The sequence below is a fragment of the Streptomyces xanthophaeus genome (assembly GCF_000725805.1).
In the GTDB taxonomy this organism is placed as follows: Bacteria; Actinomycetota; Actinomycetes; order Streptomycetales; family Streptomycetaceae; genus Streptomyces; species Streptomyces xanthophaeus.
In genome coordinates this window covers 57,057-71,614 of sequence record NZ_JOFT01000029.1, presented here as the reverse complement: position 1 = coordinate 71,614, position 14,558 = coordinate 57,057, and the positions used below count along the sequence as shown (strand labels likewise).

The following is a 14,558-nucleotide window of genomic DNA, read 5'->3' as shown; positions in this document are numbered from 1 at the left end:
TTTATAGTCAACCTGACTATTAAAGGGAGTGAGGGGGTCCCGGTATGAACTGGACCTTGAACTGGACCGAGGTGCCCGGGTTCGTCACCGGCGCCCTGTGCGTCTGGCTGGTGGCCCGGCAGCACGTCGCCAACTGGCCGGTCGGCATCGCCAACAACGTCTTCTTCGTCGTGCTCTTCGTCCAGAGCGGCTTCTACGCCGGCGCCGGGCTCCAGGTCGTCTTCGTGGCCCTGGCCGCGTACGGCTGGTGGTCCTGGACCCACGGGGGTGGACCAGGAACCGCGGAGGCCCTGCCGGTGCGCCGCACCACGCGCGCCGAATGGGCCGGGCTGGCCGCGGCGGGGGCGGTGGTGGTGCTCGCCCTGACGCTGCTGCTCAGCCGCGCCACCGACTCGACCGTGCCCTTCTGGGACGCGGCCACCACCGGCCTGTCCCTCGCCGCCACCTACGGCCAGTGCCGCAAGCTCGTCGAGTGCTGGTGGCTGTGGATCGCCGCCGACCTCGTCTACATCCCCCTCTACGCCTACCAGGGGCTCCACCTCACCGCGGTCCTGTACGTCGGCTTCCTCGCCCTGTGCGTGGCCGGCCTGCGCGCCTGGTCGCGCGAGCTGCCCGCCCCGGGCACCCGTACGGCCGCGGAGGCGACGGCATGAGGCGCTTCGGCCACGGGCTGGTGCTCGGCAAGTTCTACCCGCCGCACGCCGGCCACCACCACCTGGTGCGCACCGCCCAGGACCGCTGCGAGCGGCTGACCGTACTGGTCTGCGCGGCCTCCGTGGAATCGGTGCCGCTCGCCGACCGCGTCGCCTGGATGCAGGAGGCCCACCCGGGCGCGCGGGTGATCGGCGCGGTGGACGACATCCCTGTGGACCTGCACGACCCGGCGGTGTGGGAGGCCCACATGGAGATCTTCCGGACCGCGGTCGGCGAGCCCGTCGACGCCGTCTTCACCTCGGAGGAGTACGGGAGCGAGCTGGCGCGCAGGTTCGGGGCCGAGGAGGTCTGCGTGGACCCGTCCCGGACGCTCTTCCCGGTCTCCGGGACGGCCGTGCGGGCGGACCCGGCCGCCTGCTGGGAGTTCCTGGGACCGGCCGTACGGGCCGCGCTGGCCCGGCGGGTCGTCGTCCTCGGCGCCGAGTCCACCGGGACGACCACCCTGTCCCGGGACCTGGCGGCCCACTACAGGGCGCGCGGCGGGGTCTGGGCGGCGACCGGCTGGGTCGCCGAGTACGGACGCCGCTACAGCGAGGAGAAGCTCGCCGCGGCCCGGGCCGCCCGCCCGGGCGCCACCTGGGCGGACATCTCCTTCACCTCGGCGGAGTTCCCCGTCATCGCCCGGCGCCAGGACGCCGAGGAGGAACGGGCGGCCCGGACCGGCTCCCCGGTCCTGATCTGCGACACCGACTCCTTCGCGACCGGCATCTGGCACGAGCGCTACCTCGGCGCCCGCAACACCGAGGTCGAGAGGACGGCAGCCCTGACGCACCGGGACCTCTACCTGCTGACGGACGACGCCGACGTGCCCTTCGAGGACGACGGCCTCCGGGACGGGCCCCACCTCAGACCCTGGATGACCGGCCGGTTCCGCGAGGAGCTGGAGGCCACCGGCAGGCGCCACCTGCTGGTGCGCGGGGACCGCGAGACCCGCCTGGCCACCGCCGTGGCGGCCGTGGACGGACTGCTCGCCGAGGGCTGGCAGTTCGCCGATCCCCTGCCGGAGGCACGATGACCGCGCGACCGGCGCCGGGCTACGACCCGCACGCCTTCGAACCGTTCGCGGTGACCGTCGACCTCGCCGTGTTCACCGTCCGCGCCGGAGCCCTGCACGTGCTGCTGATCCGGCGCGGCCAGGAACCGTACGCGGGGGACTGGGCGCTCCCCGGCGGCTTCGTCCTGCCCCGCGAGTCCGCGGAGACGGCCGCCCGCCGGGAGCTCGCCGAGGAGACCGGCCTCGCCCCGGACCTGGTCGCCGCCCTGCACCTGGAGCAACTGCGCACCTACAGCGAACCGGACCGGGACCCCCGGATGCGGGTGGTCTCGGTGGCCTTCGCGGCACTGGTCCCCGACATGCCGGAACCGGCGGCGGAGGGCGGCGGCGACGCCGACCGGGCCCGCTGGGTCGCGGTGGGCACGGCCGGCCGCCTGGCCTTCGACCACGCGCTGATCCTGGCGGACGCCCGGGAGCGGGTGGGCTCGAAGCTGGAGTACACCTGCCTGGCCACCGCCTTCTGCCCGCCCGAGTTCACCCTCGGGGAGCTCCAGGCCGTCTACGAGACCGTCTGGGACACCTCGCTGGACCGCCCCAACTTCCGCCGCAAGGTCCTGGCCACGCCCGGCTTCGTCGAGGCCGTGCCCGGCGCGGCCAGGCTCACCGGGGGCCGCGGCAAACCGGCCGCGCTCTACCGGCCGGGACCGGCGAACACCCTGCACCCGCCCCTGCTCCGCCCCTCGGAAGGACACCCACGATGACGACGCCGCCGACCTCACCGAAGCGCGCTGCGACGGGCGCCATGACCGGCCTGGCCCTGGGCGACGCCCTCGGGTTCCCGACGGAGTTCAACGACGTGCCGTCGATCCTGGCCAAGACCGGGCCGTGGCGGGAGATGTCCCTGCCGCGACCGGCGATCGTCACCGACGACACCCAGATGACCCTCGCCCTGGCCCGCGGCATACGGACCGCCGGTGAGCGGGGCCGCGTCGGCCCGCTGCGGCTCGCCCGGCCCGTCCGGGAGGAGTTCGTCGACTGGTACCACTCCCCGGAGAACAACCGCGCGCCCGGCCGCACCTGCCTGACGGCCTGCGGACTGCTCGACCACCCGCAGCGGGACTGGCGCGACGCGAGCCAGATCGGCTCCAAGGGCTGCGGCGCGAACATGCGGGTCGTCCCCGTCGGTCTGGTCCCCGGCTGGACCGAGGAGGAGCGGGCGGGCGCCGCCCAGCTCCAGTCCGCCCTCACGCACGGCCACCCCACCGCGCTGGCCGCCTCCGACCTGACCGCGCGGGCGGTGCACCTGCTGGCGCAGGGGACCGAGGTGACCGGCCTGGTCGGCCGGCTGCGCTCGTACGCGCTGGACAACCGCACCCGCTACCACGAGCGCTGGCTCGGCGACCTGTGGATGCGCACGGCCTCCGACGCCTCGCCGGAGTCCTTCATCGCCCGGGGCTGGGACGAGTGCCTGGCCGTCCTGGACCGGCTCGCCGCAGCCCTGCGGACCCCCTCCCCGGAGACCGACCCCTGCCTGACCACCGGCGACGGCTGGATCGCCGAGGAGGCCCTCGCCACCGCCCTCCAGTGCTTCCTGCTCTTCCCGGAGGAGCCCCTCACCGCCCTGCGCCGAGCGGCCTGCACCAGGGGCGACTCGGATTCCATCGCCTGCCTCGCGGGCGCCTTCGCGGGCGCCCACCTCGGCGCGGACGCCTGGCCGCGCGACTGGGAGGGCCGCATCGAGTACCGGGACGAGCTCCTGGCCTTCGGCGCCCTCTGGGATGCTTGATCCATGCTGGATGCACTGAGTCTCGACCTCACCCCCGTCGTCGCCGGACAGCCCGACCCGCTCGTCTTCGCCACGGTCTCGGGCGCCCACCTGTACGGATTCCCGTCCCGGGACTCCGACGTCGACCTGCGCGGCGCCCACCTGCTCCCGGCCGAGTCCCTGTTCGGGCTGGGCGAGCCGGAGGAGACCCGCAGCCGCATGTGGGACGAGGACGGCGTCGAGATGGACCTCGTCACGCACGACCTGCGCAAGTTCGTCCGGCTGATGCTCAACCGCAACGGCTACGTCCTGGAGCAGCTGCTGTCCCCGCTGGTGGTGCACAGCACACCGGCCCACCAGGAGCTGATCGCGCTGGCCCCCGGCGTCCTGACCTCCCACCACGCCCACCACTACCGGGGCTTCGCCAACACCCAGTGGCGGCTCTTCGCGAAGGCGGCCGAACTCAAGCCGCTGCTCTACGCCTTCCGGGCGCTGCTCACCGGCATCCACCTGATGCGGTCGGGCCAGGTGCAGGCGCACCTGCCCACCCTGCTGGCCGAGGTCCCGGAGGCGCCCGCCCACCTCGCGGCCCTGATCGAGGCCAAGGTCGCCGCCGAACACGGGGCGTACGCGGGGCCGCCCGTGGAGCGGGTGCGGGAGGAGTTCGAGGCCCTGCACGGGGTGCTCGACGCGGCGCAGGCCGCCTCCGCGCTGCCGGAGTACGGGTCGGCGTACGAGGCTCTCGACGCCTTCGTCGTCCGGCAGCGCACCTCCCCGCAGAGCGCTGCCTAGCCGGCCTGGGCCGCCGAGGCGCGGCGTGCGCGGAGCAGGAAGTCCTCGACGCGGGCCTCGTCGGGCTCCTCGGGAAGGACGGTCGTGCTCAGGGCGACCGCGGTCTCCTCGGCGAGCAGGGTCATCCAGGCGTCCACCTCGTCCCAGGTGAGCTCGCCGCGCCGGACCGCGAGCAGGCGCTCGCGGTGCGGGCCCGCGTCGATGGCCAGGTGGCCCGTGCGCAGCAGGTCGCGGCAGGACAGGAGCAGGCGCAGCAGGTGCATGGCGTGCTTCCAGCGGGGGGCTCCGTGGACGCGGACGTCCGCGAGGAGCTTGTTGCGCTGGGAGACCGCGTACCGGCTGAAGCTGGTGTGCGCCCGGCGGGAGAGGAAGGCCGGGCGCAGCGACAGCAGTTCCTCGCCGACCGGGGTGACCTGCTCCACGAGCGGCGAGTGCAGGCACTCGAGGACGTTCGGGTTGGCCCGCAGGGCGAGCGAGCAGAAGCGTTCGAGCTCCCAGGAGAACTCCTCGTCCCGAGGGCCCTCCACGTGCGTGGGGGGCTTCTCGAAACGCCAGAACAGCGGCGTCGGGGCGAGGTAGACACCGCGCCGGTCGGTGTCGCTCGCCTCCGTCGCCAGCCCGAACGCCCGGGAGCCCATCACGCACTGGTAGACCGTGTGGTCCCGTACCAGCGTCAGATCGTCCATCCGGCGGATCGTAGGCGGCGGGAGTGCCCCTACGCGAGCGAGATCGCGCCGTCCGCCGAGACGGTGATCTTCTTCTCGGTCAGCGGGCGGGTGGCCGGGCCCTTGGTGGGGGCGCCGTCGGTGACCTTGAACTTGCTGTCGTGGCAGGGGCAGTCGATGGTGCCGTCCGCCACCTTGTTCACGAGGCAGCCCGAGTGGGTGCACACCGCCGAGAAGCAGCGGTAGTTGCCGGCCGTGGGCTGGGTGACGACCAGTTTCTGGTCCTTGAGGACGGTGCCGCCGCCCACGGGCACCTCGGAGGCCCGGGCGATGGCCTTGGCGGGCGCCGCGGGAGCGCGCGAGGCGGGTGCGGAGTCCGCCGTCGAGGGGGTGGCGGCGCTGCCCGCCTCGCTCGCGGGCTTCTGCTCGGCCGCACCGCCGCAGGCGGTGAGCACTCCGCCCGCGAGGGCGGTTGCGCCTGCTGCCAGTACGGTGCGGCGGGCGGTGCGCGTGGGGTCGCTCATGTGTGTCTCCTCGCTGTCTGGCCGGATGACGTGCAGCATCCTGGCCCGCGGAGGGCTCCGGGAGAAGCCCGCCGCGCCGGTTCATGCACCCGGCTGCCATGGGACCAGTGAGGCGGGAGCGCCGGGTGTGCGTACGACTTCCCACACGCGGACCACGGCCTCGCGGTTCAGCGGACCGTGTACGTGCGGGTAGCGGCCCCCGGATTCACCCGCCCGGCGGACTTCCGCGGTCAGGGCTTCCTCGTCGAGTTCCACCGCGAGCAGGGTCCCCCGTACCCCGCGGTAGTGCGCGTCGGCGATCGCCAGGGCGGTCGGGCCGTCGGCCGAACAGTGCACGAAGCCCTCGGACCCGAGGGAGGAGGGGGCGTACGGGGAGCCGGGCGCGGCGGCCCAGTCGGCGAGCGGGACGATGTGGAAGATCATGCCGATCGTTCTACCGCAGCCGTTCCGCGGGCGTGCGCCAAGTGGCGGCACCATCCGGTTCGGGCGACATTGTCCGTGTCTCGCAGCCGGGTACGCCGTCGTCCGCGCGGCCCGGTCCCTCTTCGAAAGGCATGACCATGGCGGGTAACGACCTCGGCTCTCTTCTCGGCGGCCTCCTCGGCGGCAGCAGCGGCGGCGGCCAGGGCGGTGGCGGCAACATCCTCGGCTCGCTCCTCGGCGCCCTGCTGGGCGGCGGCGGTGCGGGCGGCGCCCAGGCGGCGGGCGGAGCGAACAACCCGCTGGGCGGCCTGATGGACATGCTGACCAAGTCGGGGCTGGCCGACCAGGCCCAGTCCTGGGTCGGCACCGGCGAGAACAAGCCCGTCAGCGCCGACCAGATCAAGGAGGCGCTGCCGGCCGACACCCTCCAGAAGGTCGCCGAGGACGCCGGCGTCAGCCCGGAGAAGGCCGCCGACGAGATCGCGCAGGCGCTGCCCACCGCCGTCGACAAGCTGACCCCGGACGGACAGGTGCCCTCGGGCTCCCTGGAGGACATCATCAGGCAGCAGAACCTCTGACGGGTTCCCGCAGCAGCCGGCGAGCACAGCAGCCGGCGAGGGCCCGGCGGCCCGTCCCACCGGACGGACCGCCGGGCCCTCGCGCCGACCGCGCTGGATACCCTGGGCGGACCGTCCGTGACCGCCGCGTACGCAACCCTGGAGCGCACCTTGAGAACCGCCGTCGTCATCGGAACCGGACTGATCGGCACCTCCGCGGCGCTCGCCCTGTCCTCCCGCGGGATCACCGTCCACCTCGTGGACCACGACCAGGCGCAGGCCCGGACGGCGGCCGCCCTCGGCGCCGGTTCCGACGAGCCGCTGGAGGGCCAGGTCGACCTGGCGATCGTCGCCGTGCCCCCGGCCCACGTCGCGGCCACGCTGGCCGACGCGATCGGGCGCGGGCTGGCGCGCGCGTACGTGGACGTGGCCAGCGTCAAGGGCGGCCCGCGGCGGGAGCTCGCCGCGCTGGGCGTGGACGTCACCGCGTACATCGGCACCCACCCCATGGCGGGCAAGGAACGGTCGGGCCCCCTCGCCGCCACCGCGGACCTCTTCGAGGGCCGCCCCTGGGTCCTCACCCCGACCCGGGACACCGAACACGAGGTCCTGAACCTGGCGCTGGAGCTGGTCGCCCTGTGCCGGGCGGTCCCCGTCGTGATGGACGCGGACGCCCACGACCGGGCGGTGGCGCTGGTCTCGCACACCCCGCAGCTCGTGTCGAGCATGGTGGCGGCGCGGCTGGAGGAGGCCGACGAGACGGCGGTGCGCCTGTGCGGGCAGGGCATCCGCGACGTCACGCGGATCGCCGCCTCCGACCCGCGGATGTGGGTGGAGATCCTCTCGGCGAACCCCGGCCCGGTGGCCGACGTCCTCAGCGGGATCGCCGCGGACCTGGAGGAGACCGTCGAGGCCCTGCGCGGTCTCCAGTCGGCCGACGAGGAGAAGCGCCGCGGCGGCGCGGCGGGCATCGAGGACGTGCTGCGGCGCGGCAACGCGGGCCGGGTACGGGTCCCGGGCAAGCACGGCGCGGCGCCGACCGTGTACGAGACGGTGGCCGTGCTCATCAGCGACCAGCCGGGCGAGCTGGCCCGCATCTTCGCCGACGCCGGCCGGGCCGGGGTCAACATCGAGGACGTACGGATCGAGCACGCGACGGGCCAGCAGGCCGGCCTGGTCCAGCTGATGGTGGAGCCCAGGGCCGTGGCCGCGCTCACCGCCGAGCTGCGCGAACGGGGCTGGGCACTGCGCCAGCAGTAGCCCCGCGGCCCGAGGTGAGCCCGCCCCCGGGCCCGCGGCGTACGGCCGGGCGGCCGGGCGGGGCCGGGGGGTGCCGGAGGCCGGTAACCTTGGGGAGGGGCGCTTTTGGCGCGCCCGGACACGTACGCGCAACCAGGAAGGTGCCCGCACCGTGGAAACCGCAGCTCCGTCCGCCGTGATCGTCGCCATCGACGGTCCCTCCGGCACGGGCAAGTCCAGCACCTCCAAGGCCGTGGCCGCCAAGCTCGGGCTGCGCTACCTGGACACCGGTGCCCAGTACCGGGCCATCACCTGGTGGATGATCGTCAACGGCGTCGACACCGACGACCCGCAGGCGATCGCCGTCGCCGCCGGCAAGCCCGGCATCGTCTCGGGCACCGACCCGGCCGCCCCCACCATCACGGTGGACGGCCAGGACGCCTCCGGCCCCATCCGTACCCAGGAGGTCACCTCCAAGGTCAGCGCCGTCAGCGCCGTCCCCGAGGTGCGCACCCTGATCACCGAGCTCCAGCGCTCCATCGCCGCCGAAGCGGCAGCGGCGGGCGCCGGGATCGTCGTCGAGGGCCGGGACATCGGCACCACCGTCCTGCCCGACGCCGACCTCAAGGTCTTCCTGACGGCCTCGGCCGAGGCCCGCGCCGCCCGCCGCAGCGGAGAGCTGCGCGGCAAGGAGGCCGCCGACCTGGCCGCCACCAAGGAAGCCCTGATCAAGCGTGACGCGGCCGACTCCGGCCGCAAGACCTCCCCGCTGGCCAAGGCGGGCGACGCCGTCGAGGTCGACACCACCGAGCTCACGCTGGACCAGGTCATCGAGTGCGTGGTCACGCTGGTGGAAGAGAAGCGGACCGCAAGTGAGTGATACGCCCTCCCTCAGGGGTGCGGCGGTCGGCAGGCGCATCGGCATCGGGCTCATGTACGGGTTGTGGAAACCGCGCGTACTGGGAGCCTGGAGGGTGCCCGCCACGGGCCCCGTGATCCTCGCCGTGAACCACTCGCACAACATAGACGGCCCGATGGTCATGGGCACCGCGCCCCGGCCGCTGCACTTCCTGATCAAGAAGGAAGCCTACGTCGGCCCGCTCGGCCCCTTCCTCGAAGGGATCGGACAGGTCAAGGTGGACCGCAGCGGAGCCGACCGGACGGCGATAGGCCGCGCCCTCGGCGTGCTCGAGAACGGCGGGGCCCTGGGGATCTTCCCCGAGGGCACCCGGGGCGAGGGCGACTTCGCCTCGCTGCGCGCCGGACTCGCGTACTTCGCGGTCCGCGGCGCCGCACCGATCGTGCCCGTCGCGGTCCTGGGCAGCGGCGACACCCGGGGCCGGGTCGTCAAGGGCCTGCCCGCACTCAAGAGCCGGGTCGACGTCGTCTTCGGCTCGGCATTCGACGCCGGGGACGGCAGTGGCCGCCGTACCCGTACCGCGCTGGACGAGGCCACCGTACGCATCCAGGACCGGCTGACCGCCCACCTGGCCGACGCCAAGCGCCTCACCGGGCGCTGAGCGAGACTTGACCTAGTAGTGGAACCGCGCTGCGCGGGTGCCACCGATCACCACGAACGACGAGGAACGGACTTCATGAACGACCAGCACGACCAAGGAGCACTTGGCGACGCCGAGTACGCGGAGTTCATGGAGCTCGCCGCGGAAGAGGGCTTCGACATCGAGGACGTCGAAGGCGCGATCGAGGCGGCCGCTTCCGGCCCCCTCCCCGTCCTCGCCGTCGTCGGCCGGCCCAATGTGGGCAAGTCGACCCTGGTGAACCGCATCATCGGCCGCCGCGAGGCCGTCGTCGAGGACAAGCCCGGCGTCACCCGCGACCGCGTCACGTACGAGGCCGAATGGGCCGGCCGCCGCTTCAAGGTCGTCGACACGGGCGGCTGGGAGCAGGACGTCCTCGGCATCGACGCCTCCGTCGCCGCCCAGGCCGAGTACGCCATCGAGGCCGCCGACGCGGTCGTCTTCGTCGTGGACGCCAAGGTCGGCGCCACCGACACCGACGAGGCCGTCGTCCGGCTGCTGCGCAAGGCGAACAAGCCCGTCGTCCTGTGCGCCAACAAGGTCGACGGCCAGAGCGGCGAGTCCGATGCGGCCTCCCTGTGGTCGCTGGGCCTCGGCATGCCGCACCCGGTCTCCTCGCTGCACGGCCGCGGTACCGGCGACATGCTCGACGCGGTCCTGGAGGCCCTTCCCGAGGCCCCCGCGCAGACCTTCGGCGGCGCCGCACCCGGCGGCCCGCGCCGCATCGCGCTGATCGGCCGTCCGAACGTCGGCAAGTCCTCGCTCCTGAACAAGGTCGCGAAGGAGGACCGCGTCGTCGTCAACGAGCTGGCCGGCACCACCCGCGACCCGGTCGACGAGCTGATCCAGCTCGGCGGCATCACCTGGAAGTTCGTCGACACCGCGGGCATCCGCAAGAAGGTGCACCTCCAGCAGGGCGCCGACTACTACGCCTCCCTGCGGACGGCCGCCGCCGTCGAGAAGGCGGAGGTCGCGGTCATCCTGATCGACACCACCGAGACGATCAGCGTCCAGGACCAGCGCATCATCACCATGGCCGTCGAGGCGGGCCGCGCGATCGTGATCGCGTACAACAAGTGGGACGAGCTCGACGAGGAGCGCCGCTACTACCTCGAGCGTGAGATCGAGACCGAGATGCAGCAGGTCGCCTGGGCGCCCCGGGTGAACGTCTCGGCGCTCACCGGCCGCCACATGGAGAAGCTGGTCCCGGCGATCGAGACCGCCCTCGCCGGCTGGGAGACGCGCGTCCCCACCGGTCGCCTGAACGCCTTCCTCGGCGAGGTCGTCGCCGCGCACCCGCACCCGATCCGCGGCGGCAAGCAGCCCCGCATCCTGTTCGGCACCCAGGCGGGCAGCAAGCCGCCGCGGTTCGTCCTCTTCGCCTCCGGCTTCCTGGAGCACGGCTACCGGCGCTTCATCGAGCGCCGGCTGCGCGAGGAGTTCGGGTTCGAGGGCACTCCGATCCACATCTCGGTGCGGGTGCGCGAGAAGCGCGGCGCCCAGCACAAGAAGAAGTAGTCGGGCCCGGGGGTCAGTACCCCCGGCGCGGAGCGGGCGGCAGAGCCGCCGGGATGTGCGTCATCCCGGTCTGGTTCTGCCGCCCGCCGGCGTATCCGGGGCTGTCGGCGCCCTGGCCCGCGTAGGCGTAGGAGTACGACGGCTGCGGGGTGTACGAGGGCTGCCAGCTGTCGCTCTGCTGCCACGCGGAACTGTTCCATCCGCTCCCGCCGGTGTACGAGGACCCGCCGGCGCCGTACCCGCCGCCGTACGAGAACGCCGTGAAGCCGAGGTCCTCCTCGCCCGTGCGGTCGCCCGGCAGGGCCCGGAAGGCGCGCAGGTACTCCGAGTACAGCGTGTCGTAGATCGGGGTGTGCGAGGCGGCCGCAGCGCTGTCCCGGTCCCGTGCGGGGCGCATCGGGGGGACGGCACTCGGATAGGACGGGGCGCGGGAGGAGTCGTATGGATGCACGTATCAGCCAACGAAACCGGCGCGCTGCGGATGCGGGGTGAGCGGGCCGAAAACGCAGATCGCCGGGGGTGCGCGGGACGGACCGCGCACCCCCGGCGCACGCCGCCCGGCTCCCTTGGACAGGAGGCCGGGCAGCAGCTGGGAGGGAGGGTGAAGTACGGGGGAACGGGGGCCGGCCCGGCCCCGCCGGTGGACGGCTCAGGCGCCGGGCGTACCCGCCAGCGGCATCGAGGCGGCGACCAGCTTGCCCCCGGCGGCGGCCTTGTCGAGGGCGTCCCGCAGCAGGTCCTCGCGGGGCTGCTGGCCGATGGAGCCGACCGGGGCGGCGTAGATGAGGACGCGCTGGGTCTTGTTGACGGCGGCCCGCCAGCCGTCGGTGACCGACAGGGCCTGGTGCGCCTGCCACCAGGCGACCGGGCTGCCGCCGTCGGCGCCCGGCTGGAGCACGGCGTGCAGCTGTCCGGCGGCGAGCAGGACCGACCAGCCGTTCAGCGGGGAGGGCAGCTCGGCCGTGTCCGTGACCGGGATGAAGCCCTGCTCGATGAGCAGCGGCAGGAAGTCGTCGCCCGGCCCGGTGCTGCCGGGGCGGGCGATCGGCGCGGTCGGCTCGACGACCAGGGCCGGGTGCAGGGCCCCGTCGATCAGGACCAGCCCGCTGGTGATGCCGAGCACGGCCTGGCCGCCGGGCACGTTCTGCGGGCCCTCGCCGGGGGCGGGCACCTGGGGGGCGGGGCTGTCGCCGGTGATGCTGCGGACCGCGCCCTGGAGCTGCTCCTCGGAGACGGAGACGACCTGCGAGGGGATGCAGGTGGCGTGGGCGAAGGCGAGGACGGCGGTCTCCTCGCCGACGAACAGCACCGTGCTGGTGCGGTCGTTCTCGGGATCGCCGGGGGTGCGGCAGGAGGTGCAGTCGTAACTGCGCGGCGCGTCCTCGCCGACGAGCAGCCTGTCGGCTTCTTCGTCACCGATCTCGGCACGTACCTCATCACTGACGTCGAGCATGCGCGGCACGGGGTGGCTCCTCGGCATAGGTGCGTGGGCCGGGGTGTTCCCGGCTCGCCGGGATCAACGGGCAAGTGGCGGCCGGGGTCACGCCGATCGAGGGAACGGAATCGAACCGGGCCCCCGGGAGGGTGAACGGTGTGCCCGGGGCGCCGATTTGTGCCAACTCTTTTCCTCTTGTGCGCAGTTGCTGGCCGCGGATGGCCGTTTGGCCGGAGGCCGCCGGTCGGCCGACCGGGTGGGGCCCGCGGGCGCGCCGCGTGGCGGGCCGGAAGGGGCGCGGGCGGCTGCGTAGCGTGACCCGATGCCCATGATCCGGATCCGGCGGGCCCTCGGTGCCGTGGCCGCTGCCGGCGCCGCCGCAGCAGCGGCCCTCGTCCTCACCTCGGGTGCGGCCGGTGCGGCCGGTGCGGCGCCGCCGCCGCCCGCACCCGGGCCGGCCGGGGCCGCGCATCCCGGTTCGCCGGGCCTGATCGGGGACGGGCCGGGGGACTGCGGGCCGGGCGGGCAATGGCCCTGGGACTGCGTGGCCGACTGCGAGAGCAGCGGCCGGTGGGCCGTCAACACGGGCAACGGCTTCTACGGCGGCCTGCAGTTCTGGCAGTCGACCTGGGAGGAGCACGGCGGGCTGGGCTTCGCCCCGCGGGCCGACCTGGCGAGCCGGGAGCAGCAGATCCGGGTGGCGGAGGAGGTGCTCGCCACCCAGGGGTGGGACGCGTGGCCCGCGTGCTCGAAGAGGTACGGGCTGGCGGGACGGATGCACGTGGTGCGGGCCGGGGACACGCTGGTGTCGATCGCGCGCACGCGCCGGGTGCAGGGCGGCTGGCGGGCGCTGTACGCGGCGAACCGGGCGGTGGTCGGGGAACGGCCCGGGGCGATCGCGGTGGGCATGCTGCTGACGCTGCCCCCGGTCGACCCGACCCTGCCGGTGCCGGTGCCGAGCCCCGTCCCGGTGGTTCCCGCATCACCGTCCCCAGGTCCGTCCCAGGCTCCTGCCCCGGCGGCGTCCGCCGGTCCGGTCGGGCCGGTGGCTCCGGGCCCGGTTGCCGGTGGTGGGGCCGGGGGCTGAGCGTGGGCCCGGGGGTGTGCGTACCGTGCGGGCCCGTTCGGAAGGCGTCCGGGTGACCGGCACACTGCTGCCATGCTCGAGACCTCCGCACGACTCCTGCGCCTGCTGTCCCTGCTGCAGGCCCACCGCGACTGGACCGGGGCCGATCTCGCGGAGCGGCTCGGAGTGACCCCGCGCACGGTCCGGCGGGACGTGGACCGGCTCCGGGAGCTCGGGTACCCGGTGCACGCGAGCCCCGGCACCGGCGGCGGTTACCAACTGGGCGCCGGGGCCGAGCTGCCGCCCCTCCTGCTGGACGACGACGAGGCGGTGGCCGTCGCCGTCGGGCTGCGGACCGCCGCCGGGAACGGGGTCGAAGGGATCGGGGAGGCCTCCGTACGGGCCCTGGCGAAGCTGGAGCAGGTGCTGCCGTCGAGGCTGCGGCGCAGGGTCTCGGCGCTCAACGAGTTCACCGTGCCGATGCTGCGCGGGCCGCTGCGCTCCACCGTGGACGCCGCCGTGCTGACCGAGCTCGCCGCCGTCTGCCGGGACGGCGAGCGGCTGCGCTTCGGCTACCGGGACCACGAGGGCGGAGCCAGCCGCCGCACCGTCGAGCCGCACCGGCTGGTCTGCACCGAACGGCGCTGGTACCTGGTGGCCTGGGACCTGGACCGGGAGGCGTGGCGGACGTTCCGGGCCGACCGGATCGAGCCGAGACCGCCGCACGGCCCGCGCTTCGTCCCGCGTCCCGCACCGGCCGAGGACCTCGCGGCCTACGTGTCCCGGGGCGTGGCCCAGCAGGCGTACGCGGCCCGCGCGGTGCTGAGGCTGAAGGTTTCCGCGGAGGCGGCGGCGGGGGTCATCGGGCCGAGCGACGGGGCCCTGGAAGCCGTCGACGCGGACAGCTGCCTGCTGCGCACCGGAGCGGTGAACCTGGACGTTCTCGTGATTCACGTCATGCTGCTCGGCTGTGAGTTCGAAGTCGTGGAGCCGCCGGAGCTGATCGACCGGATCCGGGCCGCGCGGGATCTCCTGACGCGGGCCGTGGAACCGGAGACGGTGAAGGATATGTAACGGATCTGAGGGGGATTCACCTGGTCTGGTCCAGGCGGCTCGTGACATTCTCCGACGGAATTCGAGGCTCCTGGGGGGATATTCCAAAGGGCCTTCAGGGAGTACGTCCCGCGGATGCGGAAAACAAATGCGCGGCACCCGGGCGGGCCGCCGGAAGTTGTCGACATTCCGTGACACAAGTGTGACCCGGGATGGACGAACGTCCGGGCGCGCCGCTGACGGCGGCCAGGGCCGGGCCAGGGGAAAGCGGAAGG

At 73.8% G+C, this 14,558-nt stretch carries 17 protein-coding genes; 12 read left to right on the top strand and 5 right to left on the bottom strand.

Annotated elements, in window-relative coordinates:
* Positions 1-44: 44 nt before the first annotated feature.
* The 5 genes from pnuC to IO30_RS0119555 are packed head-to-tail and all read left to right on the top strand — an operon-like array spanning position 45 to position 4,265.
* The gene (gene pnuC / locus IO30_RS0119575) at positions 45-653 is read left to right on the top strand and encodes a nicotinamide riboside transporter PnuC (protein ID WP_031144783.1); all 609 of its coding nucleotides are present in this window, start codon (positions 45-47) and stop codon (positions 651-653) included.
* Positions 650-1,729: an AAA family ATPase gene (locus tag IO30_RS0119570; RefSeq protein WP_031144782.1), complete on the top strand. Its 1,080-nt coding sequence runs from the start codon at positions 650-652 to the stop codon at positions 1,727-1,729. The genes pnuC and IO30_RS0119570 overlap by 4 nt, the downstream gene beginning before the upstream one ends.
* Positions 1,726-2,469 (top strand): NUDIX hydrolase, encoded by a 744-nt coding sequence (locus tag IO30_RS0119565; protein ID WP_031144780.1) that lies wholly within the window; start codon positions 1,726-1,728, stop codon positions 2,467-2,469. The genes IO30_RS0119570 and IO30_RS0119565 overlap by 4 nt, the downstream gene beginning before the upstream one ends.
* Complete coding sequence (locus IO30_RS0119560; RefSeq protein ID WP_031144779.1) at positions 2,466-3,494, top strand: ADP-ribosylglycohydrolase family protein; 1,029 nt, start codon at positions 2,466-2,468, stop codon at positions 3,492-3,494. Before IO30_RS0119565 ends, IO30_RS0119560 begins: the two co-directional genes overlap by 4 nt.
* A 3-nt stretch (positions 3,495-3,497) precedes the next feature.
* The gene (locus IO30_RS0119555) at positions 3,498-4,265 is read left to right on the top strand and encodes a nucleotidyltransferase domain-containing protein (protein WP_031144778.1); all 768 of its coding nucleotides are present in this window, start codon (positions 3,498-3,500) and stop codon (positions 4,263-4,265) included.
* Here the strand turns inward: IO30_RS0119555 and IO30_RS0119550 are convergent.
* From IO30_RS0119550 to IO30_RS0119540, 3 genes are all read right to left on the bottom strand, one after another.
* The gene (locus IO30_RS0119550; protein ID WP_031144776.1) at positions 4,262-4,951 is read right to left on the bottom strand and encodes a nucleotidyltransferase domain-containing protein; all 690 of its coding nucleotides are present in this window, start codon (positions 4,949-4,951) and stop codon (positions 4,262-4,264) included. The two genes, IO30_RS0119555 and IO30_RS0119550, sit on opposite strands and share 4 nt — an antisense overlap.
* 29 nt (positions 4,952-4,980) lie before the next feature.
* Entirely contained in the window at positions 4,981-5,454 is a 474-nt protein-coding gene (locus IO30_RS0119545) for a Rieske (2Fe-2S) protein (RefSeq protein WP_031144774.1), read from the bottom strand.
* An 81-nt stretch (positions 5,455-5,535) separates the two neighbouring features.
* Positions 5,536-5,877 (bottom strand): DUF952 domain-containing protein, encoded by a 342-nt coding sequence (locus IO30_RS0119540; protein ID WP_031144773.1) that lies wholly within the window; start codon positions 5,875-5,877, stop codon positions 5,536-5,538.
* Positions 5,878-6,014: 137 nt separating this feature from the next.
* On the opposite strand from IO30_RS0119540, the gene IO30_RS0119535 reads away from it, so the two are divergent.
* The 5 genes from IO30_RS0119535 to der all read left to right on the top strand — a co-directional run bounded on the left by IO30_RS0119535 (position 6,015) and on the right by der (position 10,729).
* The gene (locus tag IO30_RS0119535) at positions 6,015-6,455 is read left to right on the top strand and encodes a YidB family protein (RefSeq protein WP_031144771.1); all 441 of its coding nucleotides are present in this window, start codon (positions 6,015-6,017) and stop codon (positions 6,453-6,455) included.
* Between the two features lie 150 nt (positions 6,456-6,605).
* Positions 6,606-7,694, top strand: a complete 1,089-nt coding sequence (locus tag IO30_RS0119530) for a prephenate dehydrogenase (protein ID WP_031144770.1) — start codon at positions 6,606-6,608, stop codon at positions 7,692-7,694.
* A 151-nt stretch (positions 7,695-7,845) separates the two neighbouring features.
* Entirely contained in the window at positions 7,846-8,553 is a 708-nt protein-coding gene (gene cmk, locus IO30_RS0119525; RefSeq protein WP_031144769.1) for a (d)CMP kinase, read from the top strand.
* 52 nt (positions 8,554-8,605) lie between these two features.
* Entirely contained in the window at positions 8,606-9,193 is a 588-nt protein-coding gene (locus IO30_RS0119520) for a lysophospholipid acyltransferase family protein (protein WP_234321760.1), read from the top strand.
* A gap of 75 nt (positions 9,194-9,268) precedes the next feature.
* A complete protein-coding gene (gene der / locus IO30_RS0119515; protein ID WP_031144767.1) occupies positions 9,269-10,729 on the top strand; it encodes a ribosome biogenesis GTPase Der in 1,461 nt (486 codons plus the stop codon).
* A 13-nt stretch (positions 10,730-10,742) separates the two neighbouring features.
* On the opposite strand, the gene IO30_RS0119510 is transcribed toward der, so the two are convergent.
* Complete coding sequence (locus tag IO30_RS0119510) at positions 10,743-11,180, bottom strand: hypothetical protein (RefSeq protein WP_031144766.1); 438 nt, start codon at positions 11,178-11,180, stop codon at positions 10,743-10,745.
* 198 nt (positions 11,181-11,378) lie between these two features.
* Positions 11,379-12,191, bottom strand: coding sequence for a hypothetical protein (locus tag IO30_RS0119505; RefSeq protein WP_031144765.1), 813 nt, complete (start codon positions 12,189-12,191; stop codon positions 11,379-11,381).
* 295 nt (positions 12,192-12,486) lie between these two features.
* Here IO30_RS0119505 and IO30_RS47640 point away from each other — a divergent pair, with 295 nt between their 5' ends.
* Both IO30_RS47640 and IO30_RS46005 read left to right on the top strand, forming a co-directional pair.
* On the top strand, positions 12,487-13,251 hold the full coding sequence (locus IO30_RS47640; RefSeq protein ID WP_078904766.1) for a LysM peptidoglycan-binding domain-containing protein: 765 nt from the start codon (positions 12,487-12,489) through the stop codon (positions 13,249-13,251).
* Positions 13,252-13,323: 72 nt separating this feature from the next.
* Positions 13,324-14,304 carry a helix-turn-helix transcriptional regulator gene (locus tag IO30_RS46005; protein ID WP_031144762.1) on the top strand — a complete coding sequence of 327 codons (981 nt, stop codon included), beginning with the start codon at positions 13,324-13,326 and terminating at the stop codon, positions 14,302-14,304.
* Positions 14,305-14,558: the final 254 nt, after the last annotated feature.